The following is a 22,838-nucleotide window of genomic DNA, read 5'->3' on the forward strand; positions in this document are numbered from 1 at the left end:
CCTTGATACAGTCGATTATTTCATAAATTCGCTCGCCCAAGCCGCCCCTACCGCCTTATGGTTGACTTAAGAAATTCGTCAAAAAGCCTTAAGTAAACCGTATTGCCCCATAAATATGAGTCCTACAAACCTATTTTAGTCGCACTTTTTGTCAATTTCAACATCAGTCCTCATCGCCCGGACTTAAGCTGTAAGATGGGGATTTAAACCCCAGCGGACTATTGCGAAGTGCAAAATATCATTGGGAAATGTAATTAAGTTCGATCGCGCAATTCCCACCTCAATCAAAAAAATGCTATAATATCCACTTTAATTGCTAAGCTAATCCCACCATCAGAGAACACAGGAAAATAATATGGTGATTATTACCTCACAACAAATTGCCCAATTTCGCTCACAATTAGCCGAATATCCCGAAGCCCTAAAAGCCCTAGACGCAATCGAAGATTGCGAAGGTAACATCGAAGATGCAGCGATATCTCTAGCAATTCAAGCCGGACAAGAACCGAATATCTCGGAAAATTGGTTAGACGGATTGGCTAAAAGATGCCGCGTTGCTATCTGCAAATCAGAGGTTAAAGAAGAGTTGACAAACGGACAATTGAATGCAGCATTTAGAGATTTAGTTGCAGCAAAAATTTGCCCTGATATTTTGGTCACTTCGGTGATTATTTATGTATTTAAAACTGGGGTGAATGGGTTTTGCGAGCCTCTCGAATATAAACTGTAAAGCCATAGCTGCATTTAAAAATTAGGTGAAGCAAAGCTATCCCGAAGGGTACGGAATCGCCCTTATTTCCCAAAACATCATATAACGAGCCGATCGCACTTTTGCTCTATCCCTGTGCACTGCTGTACCCAGCCGGCACAAAATCCGGCGACAAAGCCAAAGATTTCCCCAGCAAACGTGCAAGTTGCACTAAAAAATTAGCAGTATCTTCGTCACCTTCGCGCGCCATTGAAGCCGATATCTGGATTAGCATTTGCACAAATCCCGCATCAATTAAATCGGAACACGAACTCAAAACCTCTGGCTCTTGGCCGTTGGGACAGGTAAGCACTCGCTCGATCAAGTTCAAATAAGCCTCTTGGCGTTCTGGATTCATTTTGGGAGGATCGGTACAGTAAATAATTTATTATTACGTTTAACTCAGTCCTGTCAATCAGGCGATCGAATAAGCGATCCCCGTTTTTACTCTAGAAACTCCATTCAGTCAGGAATACACAGAAGCTTAAAGAAAATCTTAAGTTTCTCCATGCTAGTTTAGTCGAGGCAAGTTGGCCCGATGCGCCCCCTAAAATTCAAGCTAAGCTGCGCCAATAATAACCCTAAAATTCAAGGGAATTAAGAATATACAAAATGAAAATAGGAATATTTTTAGGAAATCTCGGAAATCCCGCCATCTACTATCCCAAACTTGCTCCAATTACCGGCGGAGTCGCGGCGAGCATTTTTCTTTGCCAATTATTACAATGGCAATCACAACACTCCAACTCTGCCGAATGGGTGAAAACCAACAGCAGCGAAATTGAAAAAGCCACCGGTTTAAATCACGAAGAACAAGAACTCGCGAGACGCCTGCTCAAAGTGCGATCGTTCCTGAAAGAAAAATTAACAAATCCCAACACGGACACCCTAGAACTCTGGGCGGACATTGACGCTTTCGAGGAAAAACTTAATAACTTTTGGACACCGAATCCGCCAGATATTATAACACCGATAAGTCGCGAAAACAACAATCACCCTGTAGAAATTTTCCGCGAAACATCACCCCCAAATCATGTAGTTAAAACAGACAAATATTTCGGGCAACCCCGCCAGCAAATAGCCGTTGCTGTCACGCCTCATTACCAATTTAGCGGGCCTTGGAATTCCCAAGAAGAATTGCACAACTTTCAGCGGGTTTTAGAAGAATATGCCAAAGAACGTAATTTATGGTTTGGCAATCCTTCGGGATGGGCATTTAACATTATTGACAGGATGACAAAAGGCTTAACCTCGGCTTTTTGGGAGGAATTTATCGCCGGAATTCCGTTAGGAGAAAGTCAGAAAGTCCAGCGGGATTGGGAAATCGAGCCAGAAGTGCCTTATCCTGCTTTTGAAGAGGAGCGAATTCAGTATTATGTACACAAGGGCGAACCGCTGGAAGCAGCAGTCTCTAGAGCCCGCGCTGATTTGAGAAATCCAGTGTTGGGGAAGGATTTGTGGGAGGGTTTTTTGCGAAAGTGCGATCGTATTGCTGACGATGCACTCAAAGCCAAAAACCTAGGAGTGCAGACACCCTATCTGCCACCTTCCTTTACAGAAAAACCTCAATTTACCAAAGAAAGTGTCATGAAGAAACTGGAAGCGATCGCACCTCAAATTTCCCTCACACCATCGACTGCTAACACCCTTTCCCCCAGAACTTTAAAACAACAGGAAAGTGAAGAAAAAGAGTCAAATTCAGTTGTTGAAGATCCCAGTATTGAATCTTTGCAGAAAGCTTGCAAAACTCCGATGGGTCGGAGTATAGTTGAAAAACAAATCACCGAACATCCAGAATGGGGCTACGAAATAGTTGACGGTGAGATCGTAGAATCAATTCCTTTTTAGGAGGCAACCATGCAACGAATTAGCGAAATAGATGTATTTGGTTTAGAAAGACCTTCTCTCTCAGAAGCAGAAAGAAAAAGGCTGCGCCGGGAAAGATGGCAGCAAGAGAAAGAGGAGGGGTATCAAAAGTTAGCTGAACTGTGTTATTTAGGTGAATATGACATGGCCAAGCAAATGGCAAATAAACATTATAATTGGGGATACGAAATTGTTGACTGTATTGTGATGGAGAGAATAGATTAAAATAGATTAAATGGTGAATGTGCAACTTTACTGAAAAAGCTTTAGGAGTTGCCAAAAATCTAATTCACGGTATTTTATCCAAAATTTAGCAACATCACTTTGTTTGAGTAGCTGGAGAGAGTTGTCATAGTAACCTTTATTCTCAATCTCAGTCATAAACATTTCCCACTCAGCCTCGAAAAAGGGAACTTGTTGAAGTTTCTCTGCTCTAATGATTTCTGCTTGCTGAATCTCTAAGGCATTTCCTACTAATTCAGGAAGTTTTAAACTGATAGATAATTCTCGTGCTTCTTTCGGGGTCATGGATTTTGCTACTCGATCACCGCAATCTCTATGTTAAAATTATAGCTAAAACTTAAATAACTATCAAACATGACAACAACTATTAACGCCAAAAATATAACGCTCGGTGAAGTCAGTCAATTTTTGAAATTCCAAGAGCAGCTTAATAATGACACGTACACAAATTTTTTATCCTTAGAATCCTTAACAGAGATAGAACAGTTAGAACTCGCCCAAATCCGCAACGATTTTCGCGAATACCTCTTAGTGGAAAGAGTCTCTGAAGGACTGGTACAGGCTTTAACTACGTTTCCCTTAATGCGATTGGCTGGCTTCTACCGCCGCCCAATCAAGATGAGTCTAGAACAAGACATTGCTAACATAACTATAGAAGATGAAGACACAACGATTACAGGTCGATTTGACATCTTAGCAATCAATAAAGAAAAACAAATCGCCGCTGATATAGGATTTTGGATTTTAGTAATAGAATCTAAAAACAGTCTAATTGCTCCGCGTGCTGGTTTGCCCCAACTGCTAACTTATGCCTATAAAAGTTTAGAATATCAAGAGTCAGTCTGGGGAATGGCAACCAGCGGAGAGTTTTATCAGTTCGTTAATATCCGTCGCGGCAATCCGCCCACCTATCAGTTAATGCCCTTTCTGACTTTGATGGAACCCGAATCTTCAGTTGTGTTGCTGCAAGTTTTGAAAGCTATTTGTAAACTCTAGCAATCCAATCTTCAACCCGCCTCCGCGGGTTTTGTTTGTATAGACGCGGTTTCAACCGCCGAGTCTTCAACTGTATAGATGCGGTTTCAACCGCCGAGTCTTCTGCATAAAAAAAAATGAAGCAGGGAGAATTCCCTACCTCAATTTTTAGCTAACTTTTTCTCTAAAAAATAGAGCTGTTAAAACTTAGTAGCCTCTGGTGTTTGGCTTGTGCACGATGAAGCTCAGCACTTGGCATTGCTTCACGTTGTCAAAACCCATGACGCGGATGTAAGACTGAGAATTTTCTTGGCGGCAAGCTTGAATTTCACTCATGATTTCTTGGACGCTGCGAGCACCAAACAAAGGCAATTTCCACAAAGTCCAGTAGCGCATTTCAGGGGCAGAGGTTTCGTTGAATTCTACGCCGGGAATGTAGCCTTGATCCAGGATGTATTGCAGTTGCTTGGCAATTTGGGCGTCTGTCAGCGGGGGCAAATAGGACAGAGTTTCGTAACGACGCTCTTTAGGTAAAGTCTTCATTTTTTGTATCTCTAAGGTGTGTGTTCGATCGCACTTGTCGATCGATTAACTCGACAAATTATCTAGATTCGGTTCAGAATCTATTGATGCTTCAGGATGACTGCTAGAAACAGACCAATTAAGCTGCGTAATTCGCTCCAAATGCTGGCGTCTGTGTTCCATATTCGACTGTTGAATGCCAGTAAAAACCATTTCTGGCAAAAATTCCGTCACATCGTGAGCCAGATATTCTCGCACAGTCATGATCCGAAATCCTAAATCTTGATTTTCCCTCAGCAGCTCGTGAATGTAAGCTTCTCCATCTTGGATTTTGCCCTTCGTGGAAAAGTCATTCAACCAGATTGCCTGAGCAGGATTGGTTTCGCTCAACTGAGCGACCACAATCCGCACGGATTGATAGGTTAGGTAACTTGCCAGCACCTTAGCGGTGTCTTTCGCAACTTGTTTGAGATCCATTTTTGACCCCAGCTCCCTCAAATTTTAGATTTTGGATTTTAGATTTTGGATGCAAACTTACAAGTAAATCTTCTTCAAAGATAAAGACTTCCCAGCAAGTTTGCGACCTAAAACCTAAAATCTCAAACCCAAAATCATCAAACGGTATCCATTGCCTCGAACTCAAACTTGATTTCTTTCCAGAGTTCGCAAGCAACAGCCAATTCAGGGCTCCACTTACAAGCTTCGCGAATAATGTCTCCGCCTTCGCGCATCAAGTTGCGGCCTTCGTTACGAGCTTGGACGCAAGCTTCCAAAGCAACGCGGTTAGCTGTTGCACCAGGTGCGTTACCCCAAGGGTGTCCCAAGGTGCCGCCGCCGAACTGCAAGCAGGAGTCGTCGCCGAAGATTTCAACCAAGGCTGGCATATGCCAGATGTGGATACCACCGGAAGCTACTGGCATGACACCAGGCATGGAGGCCCAATCTTGGGTAAAGTAAATACCGCGGCTGCGGTCTTCTTCGATGTGGTCTTCGCGCATCAAGTCTACGAAGCCCATCGTGATGCCTTTTTCGCCTTCGAGTTTGCCCACAACTGTACCGGAGTGCAGGTGGTCGCCGCCGGACATCCGCAAGCACTTGGCAAGCACGCGGAAGTGGATACCGTGGTTTTTTTGACGATCGATCACAGCGTGCATAGCGCGGTGAATGTGCAGCAAAATACCGTTTTTGCGGCACCATTTGGCCAAGCTGGTGTTTGCAGTGAAACCACCGGTTAGGTAGTCGTGCATGATGATCGGGGTTTTGATTTCTTTGGCGAACTCAGCCCGTTCCATCATTTCTTCAAAGGTAGGGGCGGTTACGTTGAGGTAGTGGCCCTTGACTTCGCCGGTTTCTGCTTGGGATTTTTCAATAGCTTCTTGAACGAACAGGAAGCGATCGCGCCAGCGCATGAACGGTTGCGAGTTGATGTTTTCGTCGTCTTTGGTGAAGTCCAAACCGCCGCGTAGAACTTCGTAAACGGCACGGCCGTAGTTCTTAGCAGACAGACCCAATTTGGGCTTAATTGTACAACCCAGTAAAGGACGGCCATACTTGTTCAATTTGTCCCGCTCAACGGTAATACCGTGAGGAGGGCCTTGGAAGGTTTTCAGGTAAGCAATGGGAACCCGCAAGTCTTCCAACCGCAGGGCGCGCAGAGCTTTGAAACCGAATACGTTACCGACCAAAGAGGTCAGCAAGTTGGTGACGGAACCTTCTTCAAACAAATCCAAAGGATAGGCGATGAAGCAGATGTATTGGTTGTCTTCACCAGGAACTGGTTCGATGTCGTAGCAGCGACCTTTGTAGCGGTCGAGGTCGGTCAGGAGGTCAGTCCAAACAGTTGTCCATGTACCAGTGGAAGATTCGGCGGCCACAGCAGCTCCAGCTTCTTCTGGGGGAACTCCCGGCTGAGGTGTGACGCGGAATGCTGCCAAAATATCTGTATCTTTCGGCGTGTAGTCCGGCGTGTAATACGTTAGTTTATAGTCTTGAACTCCGGCTTTATACCCAGCCTTTGATTGAGTTTGGGTTTGCGCGTAAGCCATATCTCGCTTCCTAGTATTCGCTTAATTTTTTTGCCCGATCGCAGGCTGTTAAAAATATATCAATAAACTGGTGCTCTAAAATTTTAATATTCTTTTAATCCTCATAAGTATTGTTTATTTTACTTTACATTAGGCAATGTTTTGTAACATATCTTATAAAATGCAAGCGGCGAAGGATGCAGGGGGAAAGGCTAGGGATCGCAGAGGGGGCGGGGAAGTTCGATCGCGCGAAAGATATTTTGCAGCAAGCCAAACAACCGATAAATAAGGTTTATGTAAAGAATTTGATCCTGGAAAATCAGAATTGGTAATTGGGAATGGGAAATTGGGAATTGGGAAATTGGGAATTAGTTATAAATACTTAGATTTCGTGGTTGTAGTTGAAATCGATCTCAACTGCAATTCAGTCTGCAATCCAAAATCTCAAATCCAAAATCTCAAATCTCGTGGGGGGCGAGAAACCCGGTTTCTACGAAAAATTTACGTTTATTAACGAGAAATCTACAAAGAAACCGGGTTTCTGAAGTCGCAAGTGCGATCGGCAAGTAATCCAGCAATTCTTCAATTCTTCAATCCAAAATCTAAAATCTAAAATCGACTGACTGACCACCAAGTCAAAAATCCGCACCATAGCACATAATATGGACAGGGACTTGTGCAGCAACCTGGTGTATAAACCAACGCAAATCCGTCGTTACAGCAATTAAACCTCGCTTAAAACCGGGTTTCTGGGTTAGCTGCACGTAAGTCTAGTATGGATATTTAGCCCCATTTCTACTCTGGTTGTGCCCCATCCCCCTTCAAAAGCCGTCCACTGCATCAATCCAGATTGCCCAAGGCCTTACCCTCAGACTTGGGGCAACAATTTTTGTCAGAATTGTGGGACTCCGCTGCGGCTAAAAAATCGCTACGTTCCTTTAGAAGTTCTCGGTTCCGGGGGTTTTGCAGCCATATACACGGTTTGGGACACAGAAACTCAAACCGATCGCGTCCTGAAAGTGTTGCTCGAAACTGCCCCGAAAGCCCTGAAACTATTCGAGCAAGAAGCTTGGGTTTTGGCACGTTTGCGGCACTCAGGTGTCCCTAGAGTCGAGCCGGACGGTTATTTTCACGTCAAAACTCAAAATTTTTCAGGCGGGGATAGAAATGTCACAGCGAGGCACTTGCCTTGTTTGGTCATGGAAAAGATTCACGGCAAAACTTTAGAAGCAATTCTCGAAGAACACTCTCAGGGGTGTCCGCAGGAATGGGTGTTTAGTTGGCTGAGTCAAGCTGTGGATATTTTAGAGGAGTTGCACAGGTGTCAGATTATTCACCGCGACATTAAACCGAGCAATTTGATGCTGCGAGACGCGGAATCGCCACAAATTTTGCTGAGCAAGGGTTTGGGCGGACTGCAATTGGTGGCGATCGACTTTGGGGGAGTTAAACAGATGGGCGGTGGCGCACCGGTGGGGAAAGATTCTCCGAGCTCGACGCGGTTGATTTCGCCCGGATACAGTCCCCCGGAACAAATTGTGGGAGGCGGTGTGGTACCGGCGACGGATTTTTATGCCCTGGGGCGGACTTGCATTCATTTGCTGACGGGGAAGTATCCCGCTGAAATTGAAGATCCGATGACGGGAGAGTTGCGGTGGCGACATATTGTGTCTGTAAGTCCGGCTTTTGCGAATTTGTTGGATGATATGGTGCGATCGAATGTGCAGCAGCGTCCGGCTGCGGCTGGGGATGTTCGATCGCGCTTGCAGGAGATTTATGCTAGGAGTAAGGGCAAAATTGCGATTGCCCCAGCCGGTCAAGCTGTTTTGGAATTCTGCCGACAAATAGTGGTAGCGGGGGCGCAAAAAACGGCAAATTTGACGGTTTTGCTGTTCGGCGCGATCGCCCAAATCGTGGTAGCTTCTCTCGATACGGGCTGGGAAATGGTGCTCGGCGGGGTTGGTGGAAGTGCGGGGGCGATCGGCGGTTTGGTTTTGAGTTATGCTTCGCCTATTGGCCAGGAAGTTGCCAGTTTTCTGAATCAAGGTTTGCAGCAATTAATTCCTAACTTGACTTTCGCTGTCGGGCCGGAAGTGCTGCTGTTTGGGTTTGCAGGGTTCGGAACTGCGATCGGTTTGACGGATGCGGGGAGTTTTCGCCAGCAAAAACAGTATTGGCTGTCTGGATTGATGGGAGCTCAGGGTTATTTGTTGGCTGGTTTGTGCTGGATGGAAGCAACAGCTTCTAGTGGTGTGCAGGGGGTGATCTTGGGGGCTTTTGCGATCGCCACTTTAACGATCGGAATGGGTTTGCGGAGTCACCAATTAGTTCATGCTTTGGTAGTGGCTGTTTGTTCTACGGGACTGTTTTTGTTTTTGAATGTTTTGAACATTTTTCCGGGGAGTTTTTTAGGGATTTTGTCGCTGTCGTCTGGTGCTTCCTTCGGCTGGTTGCAGGTTTGGGGCTCGGTTGTGTTTTTTGGTTTGTTGGGAAGTGCGATCGGGCTTTGTTTGGGAGTCAGTCATTATTTAGTTGTGCCCGTGCTCAGGTGGTTGGGATGGCGGTAGAAATTAACACCAAATCACTATGCTAATCGAGTCGTTATCAATTAAGTCTGTCTCAAGATTTTTAATGGTTGGTGCTCTGGCGCTGGCCCTTATTCTCGGTGGGGCCAATTTAGCCAAAGCCGAATCGCGCGATCAAACCGTAGATAGATTAACCGATTTATTGTTCTACAGGGTTAATCCTGGACTCAACAATCGCAAACTGCAAGCGGGCGATCGCAACTATATAAATGAATGGCAGAGATTACGCGCAGCAATATATCCGCGAGTTAAGCCCGCACAAGAAGTCTGCTATAGTCCCGGCCCAGGAGATATAGGATGGGAATTCACAGTAATTAACGGCGAGACATACGAGCAAATCTACGATCGCCTTGCAGATATAATTTTTTATAGTCGTCATCCTCAAACGACAGGACAGCAAATTAATATAGGTGATAAAGCCCGCAGCAATGAATGGTTAGCAATTCGACGCGAAATGTATATTTCCAATTGTGGACTGTGAGACTCGATCGCCTGACGCCACAGCATTTATCGAAGATAACTCCTAGAGTAGAGGTCATCTTTACACAACTCTGTAAAAAGAAAGGTTTTTAACCGATGAGTATGAAAAATTGGATATGCGATCGCACTCTTGTTACAACCAGAATTATTGCAGCCTTGCTTGGACTAATCGCCATGGGATATACAAGTTTTGCCAGTGCTGCCCCACAGCAACAAAATCCCAGCAAAAATAGTGCAAACATCGATACAGCCAGTCAAAAAAAATCCCTTAATAATCCTGAAAAAAATTCAACAATCGTTGCTTTAAGTGAAGAAGTTCAAGTTAGCCTTGAAAATTCTGTAAATTCCCCTAAAAAAATACCTCTTCAACAAGGTATGCCATACAAAGACGCGCGTCAAATCCTAATTCAACAAGGGTGGCAGCCCAGCTTACAAGGTCAACCTAACCTCAGAGATCGTTCGGTTAAAGAGCTATTTGATTTAGGATATAAAGAGATTAAGGATTGTTCTGGTACAGGAGAGGGGCCTTGTCGTTTTGAGTTTATCAATCAACAAGAAGAACTGCTAGTTATAGTCGCTACGACAAGAGGTTCTGAAAATACAAAACGTTTTGTGAGGAATTGGTGGATGGAGAAAAAGACAGATAGCCATCAACACAAATCGTCATCAAACATAATTCAAGAAGGTCGTTATTGGTTGGGAGGTACAGATCAGGGTTTAGAGGTCAAGGGAAAACAATATCGATATTATGACGAGTCTAATATCGATCGACCGTGGCAACCTCTCTCTGTGTTACAATATATCAAAAAAGGCGTTGTGTTTGATGGAAAAAATTATTGGTGCTTATCTACGTTCGCACCCAAAAGGGGAGGAATTTCTTGTTCTAAAAATGGATGGTAAAATAAGATTTATTACCAGCTATATCGGGGCAATTGACAATTTTTATTAGGTTTAATCGTGCTAATTAAATCACTTTCAATTAAGTCAAGATTGAAGTTTTTAGGGGTGTGTGCGTTAATAGCCCTTGTACTCGGTGGTTCCAATCTAGACAGTGCTACAGCGCGCGATTATGAATCACGAACTCAAACTGTGGATAGGTTTACGGATTGGTTTTTTTATAGAGTGAATCCTCAATTAGGAGATCGCAAATTGCGATCTGACGATTCTTCTGCCTACATCCGCGAATGGAATGCTATTCGTACTACAGTCGATCGAGAAATGATTACTACACAAGGAGATTGCGTCGGTGATGCTTTCTGGGACTTCGATTATCGTTCTCATGGGCGATCGCTCGTTAGCGGAGCCCTCGAAGAGGATCGGATTGCAGATACAATTTGGGATATCCGCGATCCATCGGGGGACAAAACTCGTGCAGATATTTCTAAACAAGAATGGCAGAAGCTTCGTAACTCAATAAGTAGAGAGCATTTTTGCTATTAATTTGCCATATTTTTCAATCCAATTTAAACAATAAATAACAACATCGCTCTCAGTTACAAATATTGTTAAAATATAGAATATGCACCCTGAATTGTATATAATTTCGCCAAAAAGCAACGCAAACATTCTCTAGCAAAACAAAAGAATAAAATAATGGGCAGAGTCACCGCAACAATAACCGTCACCAATCACATCGATGAAATTCTGGGAGAAAGAGGGTTCATCCCCGCAGAGCAAATTCGCTCTATCACCATCGATAACGTCTTAGTCGATACAGGCGCAACTCGACTCTGCTTACCAGCAGATATTATCAGTCAGTTGGGTTTGCCAATGCTAGGTGAAATCGACGGACATACGGCAATAGGAACCAGAAAATTTCGTCTGTTCAAAGATGTCACTCTTGCCGTAGCTGGACGAGAAGGCAGGTATGATTGTGTAGAAATTCCCGCAGGAGAAGAACCTTTACTCGGCTTAATTCCCCTCGAAGATTTGGGTTTAGAACCAGATTTGAAAAATCAGCGGTTGATTGTTTTGCCGGCAGAGGGAAGCCAAAGTTATATTCGCGTGTAAAATTCCTATGGTTTTTGCCATAAATACACTGCCCATTGTCTTTTAACATGAGGGGGGCGGGTTTACTATATACTTAGTTTTAAACATAGATGGTTGGTAAAACCCGCCCCTACATCGCGCAAATTGTACAGCGCAAATTATACAAGGACGAATCAACCGGATTTGATATCATTAGTAATATCCAGAAATAATATTATATTTTTGCACTAAAATGTCAGTCACTACTCATCAATTAATTCAATGGAAACAACAAGGGCGGTCAATTGTTGCCCTGACAGCTTATGATTATGCGATCGCCCAACTCATCGATCAAGCAGGCGTAGATATCATCCTAGTCGGCGATTCCTTCGCAATGACAGTCTTAGGCTACGAGACAACACTGCCCCTCACCCTCGATGAAATGCTGCACCACGCTAAAGCTGTGCGCCGTGGTGTTAAACAAGCATTAATTGTTGTAGATTTGCCGTTTTTGACTTATCAAGAAAGTCCCCAGCAAGCCATGCACTCGGCCGGGAGAGTTTTGAAAGAAACGGGCGCTCAAGCTGTAAAATTGGAAGGCGGATATCCAGCAATGGCTGCCACTGTTTCGCAGCTAACATCCGCCGGAATTCCAGTTATGGGGCACGTCGGTTTAACTCCGCAGTCGGTACACCAACTCGGCTACAAAAAACAAGGAAAAACAGCCCAAGCAGCCGATCGCATCATAGCAGAGTCGATCGCCCTTCAAGAAGCAGGTGCCTTTGCGATCGTCTTAGAACACATTCCCGCAGACTTAGCCGCTCAAATTACCCAAAAATTAACTATTCCCACCATTGGTATCGGCGCCGGGCCGCACTGCGACGGTCAAGTTTTAGTTACTTCCGACTTGTTGGGACTTTCTGAAAAACAGCCGCCTTTTGCGAAAGCTTACGCCAATTTGCGAGAAACAATTACCCAAGCTGTAAAAGATTATTCCCTCGAAGTTAGAGAAGGCAACTTTCCCCAATAGGTTCTTAGTGAGGACTTTCCTCTTTAAAAATGAGGAATAAAGTCCTCACTACCAACCTAATTTACACTTTCGGCTGACCCTCTTCTTCTTTATCCTTCTCCTTATCAACAGCTTCATCATCAGATTGACTGATGCCATCCTTAAAACTACGCAAGGTTTTCCCCAAGGCATTTCCTAACTCCGGAATCTTCTTGGGGCCGAAAATTAAAATAGCGACTACCGCAACAATGCCCATTTCGGGCAATCCCAGACCAAACATACAAAATCTCCCGTAAAACTTGCTCGATCGGCAAGTCGATCTGCTGATATCCTTAAAAGTATCTACCTTTTTTCCTGCATCGTGCAACAGTAGAATCAAGTTTTATTAAGCTATCGGCCGCTAAATAGGAATGTTAGAAATATCCCAGCCTTCTCTGCGCGACCAACAGCACCATCTCATCCGCGATTTAGCAGATCGGATGGAAGCAGTATGGCATCGCTATCTCGACCTCGAACCCTACCACCTGCCCGCTGAGTTGGGATACGTAGAAGGGCGCTTGGAAGGAGAAAAACTGATCATTGAAAACCGCTGCTATCAAACGCCCCAGTTCCGCAAAATACATCTCGAACTCGCTAAAGTCGGGCCCGTGCTCGATATCCTGCACTGCGTGATGTTTCCCAGACCGAATTATGCTTTGCCGATGTTCGGTACGGATATCGTAGCAGGCAAAGGCCAAGTTAGCGCCGCGATCGCAGACCTTTCTCCCCTCAATCCAGATCGAACTTTGTCGGAAACCTACCGAACCCAACTGGAAAGTTTGCAGATCAACCAATTTTCTTGTCCCCGCCAAATTCCCGAATGGGGGGATATTTTCTCAGAATTTTGTCTGTTTGTGCGGCCAGAGTCGATGGAAGAAGAAAACAGATTTCTGGACATAGTTGAATCCTACGTGGAAATTCACTGCCAACAGGCAGTCGCTTGCCAACCAGTCTCTGCCGCCGAAGAATCCAAAATTCTCGACGCTCATATTTACTACTGCACCCAGCAGCAGCAAAACGACAAAACCCGCCGCGTACTCGAAAAAGCTTTCGGTCAAGATTGGGCCGAACATTACATGACCGAGGTGCTTTTTGATTTCCCTAAATAGCTCAAATTTGTTTACAATACTTAATAGTAGGTGGGCAAAACTTAATTAGGAAATCACCTACTTTATAAGTAATGGTAAAGGAATCACGGGTCAAGGATAAATCATTTTTAAAACCCCCAGGGCGAGGAGTCATTGGTTTAGCGATCGCCGCCACTGTCATTACCACAGGAGTGGGTTTTTGGCAAGTATCGGAAGTTAGAAAAGCCGAAGAGTTAAAGGCGGCGGCGGCAACGGCTGCTGCAACTTCCGTCGCCACCCGCAGCAGCGTTACCGCTTTGGGTAGGTTGACTCCGCAGGGGGAAGTTATCAAATTGTCGGCCCCTTCGGCGTCGGAGGGAGCCAGAATTGAACTTTTGCAGGTGGAAGAGGGCGATCGAGTCAGTCAAGGACAAATCATAGCAGTTCTCGATACGCGCGATCGGCTCCAAGCAATCCTCCAACAAGCCGACAAAGAAGTCAAAGTTAAACAAGCAGAATTAGCGAAAATTCAAGCAGGTGCAAAAACAGGCGTTGTCGGCGCCGGGAAAGCAGAAGTTGCCAAGTTTCAAGTTCAACGTCAAAGAGAAACCGAAGGCGAAGCTGCCAATGTCGCCCGCTTAGAAGCTCAACTGCGAAGAGAAACCGAAGCCGAACAAGCTAACGTCGCCAAATTCGAGGCCGCGCTCCGAAGAGAAACCGAAGCCGAACAAGCTAATCTTGCCAAATTGGAGGCACAACTGCAAAGAGAAACAGAGGTGCAGCAATCCAAACTTGCGAGGCTAGAAGCTCAAGTGCGCGGCGAAATAGCCTCTCAAAACGCTACAGTTGATCGGCTAAAAGCCGAATTAACCAACGCCGAAGCCGAGGAACAACGCAATAAAGAACTCTCCGAAACAGGCGCAATTTCGGCTTCCGCCTACGACACCAAACGCTTAGGAGTAGAGACGGCTCGCCAGAGAGTCAAAGAAGCTCAAGCTATATTAGAAAAAACAGTGCAAACACTGCAAGAGCAAATAGTCGAAACTAAAGCCACAGTCAAACAAACAATAGAAACAGGCAAGCAGGAAATCAATCAATCCCGAGCCAATCTCAAACGCAAGTTAGAAACAGGCAGGCAGGAAATTAACCAAGCTAGAGCCACCTTAAATCAAAAGATAGAAACCGGTAGAGAACAAATCAATCAAGCCGAAGCAATGCTCAAACAAAAAGCAGAAACCGGCGCAGAACAAATCAATCAATCCAAAGCAAATCTAGACCAAATTGGTGAAGTCCGTGCCGAAGACGTGCAAGCCGCCCAAGCCGCCGTCGAAAGTGCGATCGCCACCAAACAAAAAGCTCAAGTAGACTTAAACTTAAGCTACGTCAAAGCACCCGTATCCGGCTACATCCTCAAAGTTCACAGCCGACAAGGAGAAGGTGTCAACACTCAAGACGGCATCGTAGAACTAGGCGGCACCGATCAAATGTACGCCGTAGCAGAAGTTTACGAAACCGACATCGCCAAAGTGCGAAACGGCCAGCGCGCTACCGTCAGCAGCCCCGTATTTGCAGGCACTTTAGAAGGAACAGTCGCTCGCATCGGCAAACAAATCAGCAAAAAAGATGTCCTCAATACAGACCCCGCCGCCGACACCGATGCTAGAGTTATCGAAGTGAGAATTCGCCTCGATCCGGAATCGAGCAAGAAAGTTGCAACCCTAACAAACTTGCAGGTTGAAGTCAAAATAAATATCTAAATTTTACCTTGACAGGACTTACGCATGGGGACTCAAGCAACCGGGTTTTTTACCGAGATTAAGGGTTTGAATCAAATATAAGGGTAAAAAAACGATTTCTCAACACCCGTGCTTAAATCCTAAAATTATTTACTCCCAAATCCCAAATCTAAAATCTAAAATAGACTCTTATGGCCAAAATACCGCTAGCTTGGGCACAGTTAACCCGCGAAAAAATGCGCTTAGTAATCGCGCTAGCCGGCATTGGATTTGCCGACTTGCTGATGTTTATGCAGTTCGGATTTAGAGACGCGCTATTTGAAAGCTCCATCACCTTTCATGCGAAGTTAAAAGGGGATATTTTTATCACCAGCACTCAGTCAACGGCTTTAATTGCCATGAAAAGTTTTCCCCAGCGTCGCTTGTATCAAGCTTTGAGTTTTGACGGCGTTAGATCAATTAGTCCCGTATATTTAGGCTTTGGATTGTGGAAAAACCCCGACCCCAACCAGCGAAATACCCGCCAATTGATGGTAATCGGTTTTGACCCCGCTCATCCCATCTTTGATCTGCCTGAAATCCACAATAATTTGGACAAAATCAAAATTTCGGATGTGGTTTTATTTGACCAAGCTTCCCGCCCGGAGTTTGGGCCGGTAGCAGAATATTTCAAACAGGGAAAAGTTGTTGAAACTGAAGTGGACAATCGCCGCGTTAGGGTAGATGGTTTATTTACTATAGGGGCCTCTTTCGGTGCCGACGGAAATCTTGTCACCAGCGATTTGAACTTTATGCGGATTTTTTCGACGCGGAGAACAAGAGGTTTAATCGATATAGGTATTGTTCACTTGCAGCCGGGAACAGATGTTAAGGCTGTTGTTGATAAAATGAGGGCAACTTTGCCGAATGATGTGAGAATTTCTTCTAAAGAAGAGTTTGTAGATTTTGAAAAAAAATATTGGCAGGAAAGTACCTCTATCGGATTTGTTTTCACTCTCGGCGCGGCAATGGGATTTATCGTTGGGATAGTGATTGTTTATCAAATTCTTTATACTGATGTTACGGATCATTTACCCGAATACGCTACGCTCAAGGCGATGGGATATAAGGACATTTACTTTTTGGGTGTGGTGTTTCAAGAGGCTTTGATTTTGGCGATTCTTGGTTATTTGCCGGGGTTTGGGGTTTCTCTGCTGCTGTATAATTTAGGGAGAAGTGCTACGAGTTTGCCGATGTACATGACTTTGATGAAAGCTGGAACTGTTTTTGCAATGACAGTTGTCATGTGTTCTGTGTCCGGGGCGATCGCAGTTCGGAAGTTGCAGGCGGCTGACCCGGCGGATATTTTTTAAGGAAGGAACAAGGAAGTTTGACAACGATTAATGTGCAGTATTTAACGAATTTCACAGATGGATGTTGAGGGAAGAAATCTCAGAAATCCGGTTGCTTCGTATCTTTAAGGAATTGGATAGCTGTGCCGATCGAACGCTATGCTGTAGGAGAGTATCCGTCTCACTCTCGATCGCACTCTCCCTCGGTTCTACGCTATGACCCAAAGCCTCAACCCCACAGCGTTGCCTCCCGCCTTTCCCGCTCACACCCAACTCCCCGAATCTGACGGCACGTTTGTGAAAAACTTTCAAGAACATCCTCAGAGCATTTTGCTCACCGACTCCCTAGAAATTACACTGCAAAATCTGCATCCCGACGGACAGTATGCGATCGGGCAAGATTGTGGCATCTACTGGCGCGAAACCGAGCCTCCAGAACGCGGAGCCGAAGCACCTGACTGGTTCTACATCCCCAACGTGCCTCCCCGATTAGATGGGCAATATCGGCGTTCCTACGTGTTGTGGCGCGAGTATATTGCGCCGTTGATCGCGATCGAATTTGCTAGCGGTGATGGTTCTGAAGAACTCGACAATACTCCCTTATCTGCTTTGCCATCCGGGGGAAACCAGAAACCGGGAAAGTTTTGGGTATACGAGCGGATTATCAGAATTCCCTACTACGCTATTTACAAGATCCAAACCAATGAATTAGAAGTCTACAATTGCGTGAATACTAGATATCGGCGCTTGGAGCCGAACGATCGCGGACATTACCCGATCGACCTGATGGGAGTAGAGTTGGGCGTGTGGTCGGGTAGCTATCAAAATCAGACACAACAGTGGTTGCGCTGGTGGGATAGCGAGGGAAATTTGTTGCTGACCGGGAGCGAGAGAGCTAGATTGGAGAGCCTCCACGCCGAACAGGAACGCCAACGCGCTGAAGCCGAGAGTCGACGCGCTGAAGCCGAGAGTCAACGCGCCGATCGCGAACGAGAACAAAAAGAGCGATTGGCTGCTTATTTGCGATCGCGGGGAATCGATCCCGACCTCATTTGAGTCTTGGCTGTTGCTTTATTTTGTGAGGATAGGGAAAAGGGGGCGATCGAATATTCGAGGCTCTTCCTGTCCCATCGAAAATCTTCAATGCGAAAATCCAAAATCGAATGAACGCTACACCAGTTATTTCAATTAAAAATCTCAATCATTCCTTCGGCGAAGGACAACTTCGCAAACAGACATTATTTGACATCAACCTCGAAATTTATCCGGGCGAAATCGTGCTGATGACTGGGCCTTCTGGGTCTGGTAAAACAACATTGTTAACCTTGATTGGAGCTTTGCGATCGATTCAAGAAGGTAGTCTGAAAATTCTCGATCAAGAATTGCGGGGAACGCCTAAAAATAAATTAGTTAAAGTCCGCCGCGACATCGGCTATATTTTCCAAGCTCACAATTTGCTCAAATGCTTGACAGCTAGGCAAAATGTGCAAATGTCTTTAGAACTGCACAGTCATCTTTCTCCCCAAGAAACTAATGATAAAATAGAGGGAATGCTGGAAGCTGTAGGGTTGGGAGAAAGAATAGATTATTACCCGGACAGTCTTTCTGGTGGCCAGAAACAAAGAGTGGCGATCGCCCGGGCATTAGTCAGCCAGCCGAAATTAGTATTAGCAGACGAACCCACAGCAGCACTAGACAGTAAATCAGGTCGAGATGTGGTAGAAATTATGCGAGGTTTGGCCAAAGAACAGCACTGCACTATTTTGCTTGTCACCCACGACAACCGCATTTTAGACATAGCCGATCGCATTATTCACATGGAAGACGGCTACCTCGCACAAGATACATCTACAGCCGCTACAACCGGCGTTATTTCGGGAAAATAATATTAATCCACCTCAACTTATTTCCGAGAACCGGGACGCTTTCCTCCTACCTTAGCAGGACTTTTTGTTGCACCTTTTGCTGGACTTTTAGAACTACTTTTGCCGCTTTTTTGGCCTTTCGCTCCTGTCAACTGGCTCTGAAGGTCATTTGCAGGTCGTCCGGCAGGCGTTCTCGTAGTCCTAAAGGTAACGTTCACCCCTTCATTCGACTGTTCCAGCACCAACATCGGCGTCGGCTTGGCTTTTTGATCCCACTCAATATGAACTATGCGACCTTGAATTGTCGGCTGCCAACTGTCGTGATCGTCTGAAGGACTCAGATAAGTTTCCAAACAGTCAATAATTTGATTAATTGTCGCCGATGTTGCCTGAGTCGGCAGTTTCATCAGCTTAATTTGAATCCGAAACAGCACTCGTTTTTCTATTTTTACTGCGGGATCGCCAGTTTCGTATTCGATATCAAACATCGAATCCACTTGCCTGCCGCTGCCGGCATTCCCGTTTTTCTCTCCCACCGCACTCTGCGTCGGACGTAGGGCAATACTAATTTTTTCTTTGACTTTTTGCTTAATCTGGTTCACAATGCCAAAGTGAAAAACTTCTTCCGCCATCCGCATTCTCAGGTAGTCTAAATTAAAGTCTCGCGAGTGGATCAGGTCGGGATTTTTTTCCATTTTTGAGATGGTTTCCAGAGCCATTTTGTATTTTTTCTGGAGTTCTCGATTTCTAAACTCTTCAAATGTGAGCTTTTTGCTCAAACCGTCGAGTTTTAACTTGGTAAACACCGCTAAACCGATAAGCAATAACAACAGTAATCCCGAGGCTCCCATGAAGAGTTGGTCTGAGGACGGATGTCCGGGTTTAGCCTGTTTAGGTTTGGGAGAGGCTACTGCCAACCTTGGTTCTACAAGGATTATTTGGGTTGACATGGGCTTTTAAAGGGTAAAATTTGACGCTATATTTATACAGAACCCCAGAGTAGAGCTGGTAGTGCAACGGGATGAATCAACATTGACATCATTCCACCATCATCTTGGTACAACTGGATTTCTGCAACCGGAGCACGCACCCTCTAATTAATACTTTATCTTTAACTGCAAGCAGGTTTCCGAAATATCGGAAAATCCCGCGCTGGTACTGGTTAGTAGAAATGGTGAATTGTCTGTAATATATTATACCAATACAGCTAAAAAAATGTTTGTTCGGCGGTATCCGTTTTTAGCAAAATAAAAAGAAATACACATAAATTAATAGTAACTCTGAGAGCGAGCAGCGGAAAACATCAAGCAGAACAGCCGATCGCCCGCACGATCGAGGGGAGGACGTTGGGAGGGTGATAATTCCTACTGTTGGCTCACTCCCGCCGTGGAAGCCCACCGGGTGGCTTGCAGTGAAAGTCGAGCTATGGTGCGATCAAACAACGTCTCCTTAGCTAAGATTACAGCTAATACCACCAATATTCGATCGTGACCTACGAACCCCTGCACCACAAATATCGCCCTCAGACATTTGCCGAATTAGTCGGTCAAGAGGCGATCGCCCAAACCCTCACCAGCGCCATCCTACAAGAGCGCATAGCACCAGCATATCTATTCACCGGCCCCAGAGGCACCGGTAAAACCTCCAGCGCCAGAATTTTCGCCAAATCCCTCAACTGTATTTCTACGGTTGCCCCCACCCCCACACCCTGCGGCAAATGCAACGTTTGCCAAGAAATTGCCCGAGGTTCCACACTAGATGTCATCGAAATTGACGCCGCCAGCAACACCGGAGTAGATAACATTCGGGATTTGATCGAACGAGCTCAATTTGCTCCCGTACAGTGTCGCTATAAAGTATATGTAATCGACGAAGTTCATATGCTCAGTACCCAGGCATTTAATGCCTTACTAAAAACCCTAGAAGAACCGCCCGATCGCGTTGTATTCGTTCTCGCAACAACTGACCCACAAAGAGTATTACCAACTATTATTTCTCGTTGCCAAAAGTTCGACTTTCGCCGCATCCCCCTCGATGCAATGATTGCTCATTTGCACAAGATTGCCCAATTAGAAAATATCAATATTGCTAGCGATGCAGTACAAATGGTTGCTCAAATCGCCCAAGGTGGTCTGCGAGATGCCGAAAGTTTGCTCGACCAACTAAGCTTATTTCAGGGTGAAATAACAGTCGAAAAAGTTTGGGATTTAGTCGGTGCAGTCCCCGAAAATGACTTAATGGAACTGCTGCAAGCCATTGAAAACGATGACGCTACAGCCTTAGTAGACATGACTCGCCACCTAATGGATAGAGGACGAGAACCGCTAATCGTGCTGCAAAGTCTCGCCAGCTTTTACCGAGATTTGCTAATAGCCAAAGCAGCCCCAAAACGCTCAGATTTAGTAGCTTTAACTGCCGCAACTTGGGAAAAACTCTGTGATTTTGCCCGTGCTTGGGATGCCGAGTTAATTTTGGCAAGTCAGAAACATTTGCAAACCCACGAAGTGCAAATTAAAAACACCACTCAGCCGCGTTTGTGGCTGGAAGTAACGCTGTTGGGATTGTTGCCATCAGCAATTAGAACTCAGCCACAACCAACAGCCGAACCAGGTAAAAATATTGCTCCATCACAAATTCACCCCCATCAAGCCAGGGCGGGCACGGGGGCACCGCCCCTACAATCGGGGGGGAACCAGACATCTAATATTGAACAATCTTCAGTTCCCAATTCGCAAAATCCTCCACCGACTTCGCAGCCTGTAGCTAATCGAATAGAAAGCACACCTCATGCAGCGATTCCCGCACCTGTACCAACTGCTGAAACGAATCAAACAAATTATTCCCCGACTAATTCAGCCGATGAAATCGATTTAAATCGAGTATGGGAACAGGTACTTGATCGCGTTCGCCCCCACGGTACTCAATCGCTACTTCGCCAACACGGACAGCTAGTAACTTTTAGCAATGATAGTGCTTATGTTAAGATTAGTTCGCAGCCGTTGCTGAAGATGGTTAAAGACAAAGTAGCTAATATTGAAGAAGCTTTTGTGCAAGTTTTTAACCGTCAAGTAACAGTAAAAGTGGGAGTGACAAATCCCGCTGAAACTAATAGTTCCCGCGCCCCGGATTTGCCAAATTCTCACGGAAGTGTTGCCGAAACTCCTAGGAATTCTCCTCCTGTTATTGATACGAATCAACAGGTGCAGCACTCAGCGAGTTCTGAGATTCCCGATGATTTCTTGGGGAATGGGGGAGAAGAGCAAAAACACTCCTGGGCGACTGAAAATACTGCCGCCAAGCTGCCAAATGTTTCTGAACCTCTGCGGCAGACAAACGGCTCTACAGACTCTCAGAATGACTTAAATGCTCAGGCTGTAGCGGTGCGGGCTGATGCTCAAGCTGTCGCGAATACGAGTAGGCAATGGGCTGATATGTTTGAGGGACAAGTAGTCGATTTGTCGGATGATTTAGAGATTTGGGAGTCGGGGAGTTTCAGCTTGGAAACTGAACCGGATTTTCCTGAGTTATCTGCTGAGTTAGCTCAGGATGATTTCATCGATTGGTGAATGTTTACTGGGGCGGGAGCGAAATATGCAAGATTTCGCCGATCGCCCAAAATCCCGCTTTGGTGTAAACTCGAAATTCCTGCTCGTGTAGCGTCATCAGAAACGCCACCATAACACCCGCATCGAAAGCCTCTCGCAACAACCGCGCCGTCAAAGCCCCTGCGATTCCCCGCCGCCGAAATGAAGCGCGCACGCCAATACCAGCGATTTCAGTCGTTTGATTTTGGGGGGGCGTGCAGACTCCAGCGCCCGCCGGTTCCCCCGTTGCTGCGACGCGGGCGAGTACCGCAATGCCGCCCGCTGCGAGACTTTTCCGAAGACTGTCAACGTCTTCAGGGCTTGGTGCAGCCTCTGTGAAAGCCTCGTTTTGCGCCGCCACTGTACCGAGGATCTCAGCCTCGGAAACTGGCACAATGAGTTCGATATCTGGCGGAATCGGAAGCAATTTCTCGGAGCCCGGAGTGCAAGTCATCAGCGGCAAGCGTCCCTCAACGGTGAAACCGGCGGATATCAGGGCTTCTTCGACAGCGGGCGCTAGTTTCGTGAAATATTCCAAACGTGGCTTTCGCGCGCGCCCAGAGTATGCAGCGATTAGCGCGTTGACATCGGCGAGGGATGGTGCGGCGCCGTCGTCGGGAATCGCATAGTTGAGATAAGGGTTGGCGCTGTGGGGGCTGAAGGTAGCGAGGAAGGGGCCGATGCGCTCGGTGTCGCGCTGCTGGCTGGTGGCAAAGCGCAGGTATGCTTGAATGGAAGTTTCCATAGATTTCTGGCAAAAATAATTAAGACGGGCAGGATTCCCATCGCACAAAAA

Annotated in this window: 24 protein-coding genes; 16 read left to right on the forward strand and 8 right to left on the reverse strand. The window is 45.8% G+C overall.

Translation table 11 applies throughout. From position 1 onward, the window contains the following. Positions 1-355: 355 nt before the first annotated feature. Entirely contained in the window at positions 356-730 is a 375-nt protein-coding gene (locus tag QUA58_RS11440; RefSeq protein WP_333249759.1) for a hypothetical protein, read from the forward strand. 106 nt (positions 731-836) lie between these two features. On the opposite strand, the gene QUA58_RS11445 is transcribed toward QUA58_RS11440, so the two are convergent. Beyond that, positions 837-1,106 carry a hypothetical protein gene (locus QUA58_RS11445; protein WP_333249757.1) on the reverse strand — a complete coding sequence of 90 codons (270 nt, stop codon included), beginning with the start codon at positions 1,104-1,106 and terminating at the stop codon, positions 837-839. A gap of 254 nt (positions 1,107-1,360) precedes the next feature. Here QUA58_RS11445 and QUA58_RS11450 point away from each other — a divergent pair, with 254 nt between their 5' ends. Both QUA58_RS11450 and QUA58_RS11455 read left to right on the forward strand, forming a co-directional pair. Continuing rightward, positions 1,361-2,596, forward strand: coding sequence for a hypothetical protein (locus QUA58_RS11450; protein ID WP_333394132.1), 1,236 nt, complete (start codon positions 1,361-1,363; stop codon positions 2,594-2,596). A gap of 9 nt (positions 2,597-2,605) precedes the next feature. Beyond that, positions 2,606-2,839, forward strand: coding sequence for a hypothetical protein (locus QUA58_RS11455; RefSeq protein ID WP_333249754.1), 234 nt, complete (start codon positions 2,606-2,608; stop codon positions 2,837-2,839). 27 nt (positions 2,840-2,866) lie between these two features. Here QUA58_RS11455 and QUA58_RS11460 read toward each other — a convergent pair whose 3' ends face one another. Beyond that, positions 2,867-3,142 (reverse strand): hypothetical protein, encoded by a 276-nt coding sequence (locus tag QUA58_RS11460; RefSeq protein WP_333249753.1) that lies wholly within the window; start codon positions 3,140-3,142, stop codon positions 2,867-2,869. 69 nt (positions 3,143-3,211) lie between these two features. Between QUA58_RS11460 and QUA58_RS11465 the strand changes: the two genes are divergently transcribed. After that, on the forward strand, positions 3,212-3,853 hold the full coding sequence (locus tag QUA58_RS11465; RefSeq protein ID WP_333394133.1) for a restriction endonuclease subunit R: 642 nt from the start codon (positions 3,212-3,214) through the stop codon (positions 3,851-3,853). A 186-nt stretch (positions 3,854-4,039) separates the two neighbouring features. On the opposite strand, the gene QUA58_RS11470 is transcribed toward QUA58_RS11465, so the two are convergent. The 3 genes from QUA58_RS11470 to QUA58_RS11480 form a co-directional block, all read right to left on the reverse strand. Continuing rightward, positions 4,040-4,375 carry a ribulose bisphosphate carboxylase small subunit gene (locus QUA58_RS11470; protein WP_333249749.1) on the reverse strand — a complete coding sequence of 112 codons (336 nt, stop codon included), beginning with the start codon at positions 4,373-4,375 and terminating at the stop codon, positions 4,040-4,042. A gap of 45 nt (positions 4,376-4,420) precedes the next feature. Continuing rightward, complete coding sequence (gene rcbX, locus QUA58_RS11475; protein WP_333249747.1) at positions 4,421-4,831, reverse strand: RuBisCO chaperone RbcX; 411 nt, start codon at positions 4,829-4,831, stop codon at positions 4,421-4,423. A 137-nt stretch (positions 4,832-4,968) separates the two neighbouring features. Continuing rightward, complete coding sequence (locus QUA58_RS11480; protein ID WP_106332410.1) at positions 4,969-6,399, reverse strand: form I ribulose bisphosphate carboxylase large subunit; 1,431 nt, start codon at positions 6,397-6,399, stop codon at positions 4,969-4,971. Positions 6,400-7,184: 785 nt separating this feature from the next. On the opposite strand from QUA58_RS11480, the gene QUA58_RS11485 reads away from it, so the two are divergent. The 6 genes from QUA58_RS11485 (at position 7,185) to panB (ending at position 12,441) form a co-directional block, all read left to right on the forward strand. Next, positions 7,185-8,945 carry a serine/threonine-protein kinase gene (locus QUA58_RS11485; RefSeq protein WP_333394134.1) on the forward strand — a complete coding sequence of 587 codons (1,761 nt, stop codon included), beginning with the start codon at positions 7,185-7,187 and terminating at the stop codon, positions 8,943-8,945. 64 nt (positions 8,946-9,009) lie between these two features. After that, the gene (locus tag QUA58_RS11490; protein ID WP_333394136.1) at positions 9,010-9,444 is read left to right on the forward strand and encodes a hypothetical protein; all 435 of its coding nucleotides are present in this window, start codon (positions 9,010-9,012) and stop codon (positions 9,442-9,444) included. A gap of 101 nt (positions 9,445-9,545) precedes the next feature. After that, entirely contained in the window at positions 9,546-10,343 is a 798-nt protein-coding gene (locus tag QUA58_RS11495) for a hypothetical protein (RefSeq protein WP_333309616.1), read from the forward strand. Between the two features lie 57 nt (positions 10,344-10,400). Beyond that, complete coding sequence (locus QUA58_RS11500; RefSeq protein WP_333394138.1) at positions 10,401-10,883, forward strand: hypothetical protein; 483 nt, start codon at positions 10,401-10,403, stop codon at positions 10,881-10,883. Between the two features lie 153 nt (positions 10,884-11,036). Next, entirely contained in the window at positions 11,037-11,453 is a 417-nt protein-coding gene (locus QUA58_RS11505) for an aspartyl protease family protein (protein WP_333249738.1), read from the forward strand. Positions 11,454-11,664: 211 nt separating this feature from the next. Then, a complete protein-coding gene (gene panB / locus QUA58_RS11510; protein ID WP_333394140.1) occupies positions 11,665-12,441 on the forward strand; it encodes a 3-methyl-2-oxobutanoate hydroxymethyltransferase in 777 nt (258 codons plus the stop codon). A 61-nt stretch (positions 12,442-12,502) separates the two neighbouring features. On the opposite strand, the gene tatA is transcribed toward panB, so the two are convergent. Then, positions 12,503-12,700, reverse strand: coding sequence for a twin-arginine translocase TatA/TatE family subunit (gene tatA / locus QUA58_RS11515; RefSeq protein ID WP_333249735.1), 198 nt, complete (start codon positions 12,698-12,700; stop codon positions 12,503-12,505). Between the two features lie 130 nt (positions 12,701-12,830). Between tatA and QUA58_RS11520 the strand changes: the two genes are divergently transcribed. The 5 genes from QUA58_RS11520 to QUA58_RS11540 all read left to right on the forward strand — a co-directional run bounded on the left by QUA58_RS11520 (position 12,831) and on the right by QUA58_RS11540 (position 18,479). Beyond that, entirely contained in the window at positions 12,831-13,568 is a 738-nt protein-coding gene (locus tag QUA58_RS11520; protein WP_333249733.1) for a phycocyanobilin:ferredoxin oxidoreductase, read from the forward strand. Positions 13,569-13,639: 71 nt separating this feature from the next. Beyond that, positions 13,640-15,283, forward strand: coding sequence for an HlyD family efflux transporter periplasmic adaptor subunit (locus QUA58_RS11525; protein ID WP_333394142.1), 1,644 nt, complete (start codon positions 13,640-13,642; stop codon positions 15,281-15,283). Between the two features lie 170 nt (positions 15,284-15,453). After that, a complete protein-coding gene (gene devC / locus QUA58_RS11530) occupies positions 15,454-16,614 on the forward strand; it encodes an ABC transporter permease DevC (RefSeq protein WP_333249729.1) in 1,161 nt (386 codons plus the stop codon). A gap of 195 nt (positions 16,615-16,809) precedes the next feature. Further along, the gene (locus tag QUA58_RS11535; protein ID WP_333394143.1) at positions 16,810-17,649 is read left to right on the forward strand and encodes a Uma2 family endonuclease; all 840 of its coding nucleotides are present in this window, start codon (positions 16,810-16,812) and stop codon (positions 17,647-17,649) included. A gap of 107 nt (positions 17,650-17,756) precedes the next feature. Further along, positions 17,757-18,479, forward strand: coding sequence for a DevA family ABC transporter ATP-binding protein (locus QUA58_RS11540; RefSeq protein WP_333394145.1), 723 nt, complete (start codon positions 17,757-17,759; stop codon positions 18,477-18,479). Positions 18,480-18,496: 17 nt separating this feature from the next. Here the strand turns inward: QUA58_RS11540 and QUA58_RS11545 are convergent, their stop codons facing one another. Then, a complete protein-coding gene (locus tag QUA58_RS11545) occupies positions 18,497-19,408 on the reverse strand; it encodes a hypothetical protein (RefSeq protein WP_333249724.1) in 912 nt (303 codons plus the stop codon). A gap of 537 nt (positions 19,409-19,945) precedes the next feature. On the opposite strand from QUA58_RS11545, the gene QUA58_RS11550 reads away from it, so the two are divergent. After that, the gene (locus QUA58_RS11550) at positions 19,946-22,024 is read left to right on the forward strand and encodes a DNA polymerase III subunit gamma/tau (protein ID WP_333394148.1); all 2,079 of its coding nucleotides are present in this window, start codon (positions 19,946-19,948) and stop codon (positions 22,022-22,024) included. Positions 22,025-22,028: 4 nt separating this feature from the next. On the opposite strand, the gene QUA58_RS11555 is transcribed toward QUA58_RS11550, so the two are convergent. Continuing rightward, complete coding sequence (locus QUA58_RS11555) at positions 22,029-22,787, reverse strand: GNAT family N-acetyltransferase (protein ID WP_333249720.1); 759 nt, start codon at positions 22,785-22,787, stop codon at positions 22,029-22,031. Positions 22,788-22,838: the final 51 nt, after the last annotated feature.

This window comes from Microcoleus sp. N9_A1 (assembly GCF_036701795.1).
Taxonomy (GTDB): domain Bacteria; phylum Cyanobacteriota; class Cyanobacteriia; order Cyanobacteriales; family Microcoleaceae; genus Microcoleus.

What these genes read in the sequence shown, in the direction of transcription:
- rcbX (WP_333249747.1), bottom strand. Translation starts at nt 4,831, where the DNA reads ATGGATCTCAAACAAGTTGCGAAAGACACCGCTAAGGTGCTGGCAAGT.
- QUA58_RS11465 (WP_333394133.1), top strand. Translation starts at nt 3,212, where the DNA reads ATGACAACAACTATTAACGCCAAAAATATAACGCTCGGTGAAGTCAGT.
- QUA58_RS11555 (WP_333249720.1), bottom strand. Translation starts at nt 22,787, where the DNA reads ATGGAAACTTCCATTCAAGCATACCTGCGCTTTGCCACCAGCCAGCAG.
- QUA58_RS11535 (WP_333394143.1), top strand. Translation starts at nt 16,810, where the DNA reads ATGACCCAAAGCCTCAACCCCACAGCGTTGCCTCCCGCCTTTCCCGCT.
- QUA58_RS11455 (WP_333249754.1), top strand. Translation starts at nt 2,606, where the DNA reads ATGCAACGAATTAGCGAAATAGATGTATTTGGTTTAGAAAGACCTTCT.
- QUA58_RS11505 (WP_333249738.1), top strand. Translation starts at nt 11,037, where the DNA reads ATGGGCAGAGTCACCGCAACAATAACCGTCACCAATCACATCGATGAA.
- QUA58_RS11525 (WP_333394142.1), top strand. Translation starts at nt 13,640, where the DNA reads ATGGTAAAGGAATCACGGGTCAAGGATAAATCATTTTTAAAACCCCCA.
- devC (WP_333249729.1), top strand. Translation starts at nt 15,454, where the DNA reads ATGGCCAAAATACCGCTAGCTTGGGCACAGTTAACCCGCGAAAAAATG.
- tatA (WP_333249735.1), bottom strand. Translation starts at nt 12,700, where the DNA reads ATGTTTGGTCTGGGATTGCCCGAAATGGGCATTGTTGCGGTAGTCGCT.
- QUA58_RS11495 (WP_333309616.1), top strand. Translation starts at nt 9,546, where the DNA reads ATGAAAAATTGGATATGCGATCGCACTCTTGTTACAACCAGAATTATT.
- QUA58_RS11445 (WP_333249757.1), bottom strand. Translation starts at nt 1,106, where the DNA reads ATGAATCCAGAACGCCAAGAGGCTTATTTGAACTTGATCGAGCGAGTG.
- QUA58_RS11450 (WP_333394132.1), top strand. Translation starts at nt 1,361, where the DNA reads ATGAAAATAGGAATATTTTTAGGAAATCTCGGAAATCCCGCCATCTAC.
- QUA58_RS11440 (WP_333249759.1), top strand. Translation starts at nt 356, where the DNA reads ATGGTGATTATTACCTCACAACAAATTGCCCAATTTCGCTCACAATTA.
- panB (WP_333394140.1), top strand. Translation starts at nt 11,665, where the DNA reads ATGTCAGTCACTACTCATCAATTAATTCAATGGAAACAACAAGGGCGG.
- QUA58_RS11480 (WP_106332410.1), bottom strand. Translation starts at nt 6,399, where the DNA reads ATGGCTTACGCGCAAACCCAAACTCAATCAAAGGCTGGGTATAAAGCC.
- QUA58_RS11460 (WP_333249753.1), bottom strand. Translation starts at nt 3,142, where the DNA reads ATGACCCCGAAAGAAGCACGAGAATTATCTATCAGTTTAAAACTTCCT.
- QUA58_RS11490 (WP_333394136.1), top strand. Translation starts at nt 9,010, where the DNA reads ATGGTTGGTGCTCTGGCGCTGGCCCTTATTCTCGGTGGGGCCAATTTA.
- QUA58_RS11470 (WP_333249749.1), bottom strand. Translation starts at nt 4,375, where the DNA reads ATGAAGACTTTACCTAAAGAGCGTCGTTACGAAACTCTGTCCTATTTG.
- QUA58_RS11540 (WP_333394145.1), top strand. Translation starts at nt 17,757, where the DNA reads ATGAACGCTACACCAGTTATTTCAATTAAAAATCTCAATCATTCCTTC.
- QUA58_RS11545 (WP_333249724.1), bottom strand. Translation starts at nt 19,408, where the DNA reads ATGTCAACCCAAATAATCCTTGTAGAACCAAGGTTGGCAGTAGCCTCT.
- QUA58_RS11520 (WP_333249733.1), top strand. Translation starts at nt 12,831, where the DNA reads ATGTTAGAAATATCCCAGCCTTCTCTGCGCGACCAACAGCACCATCTC.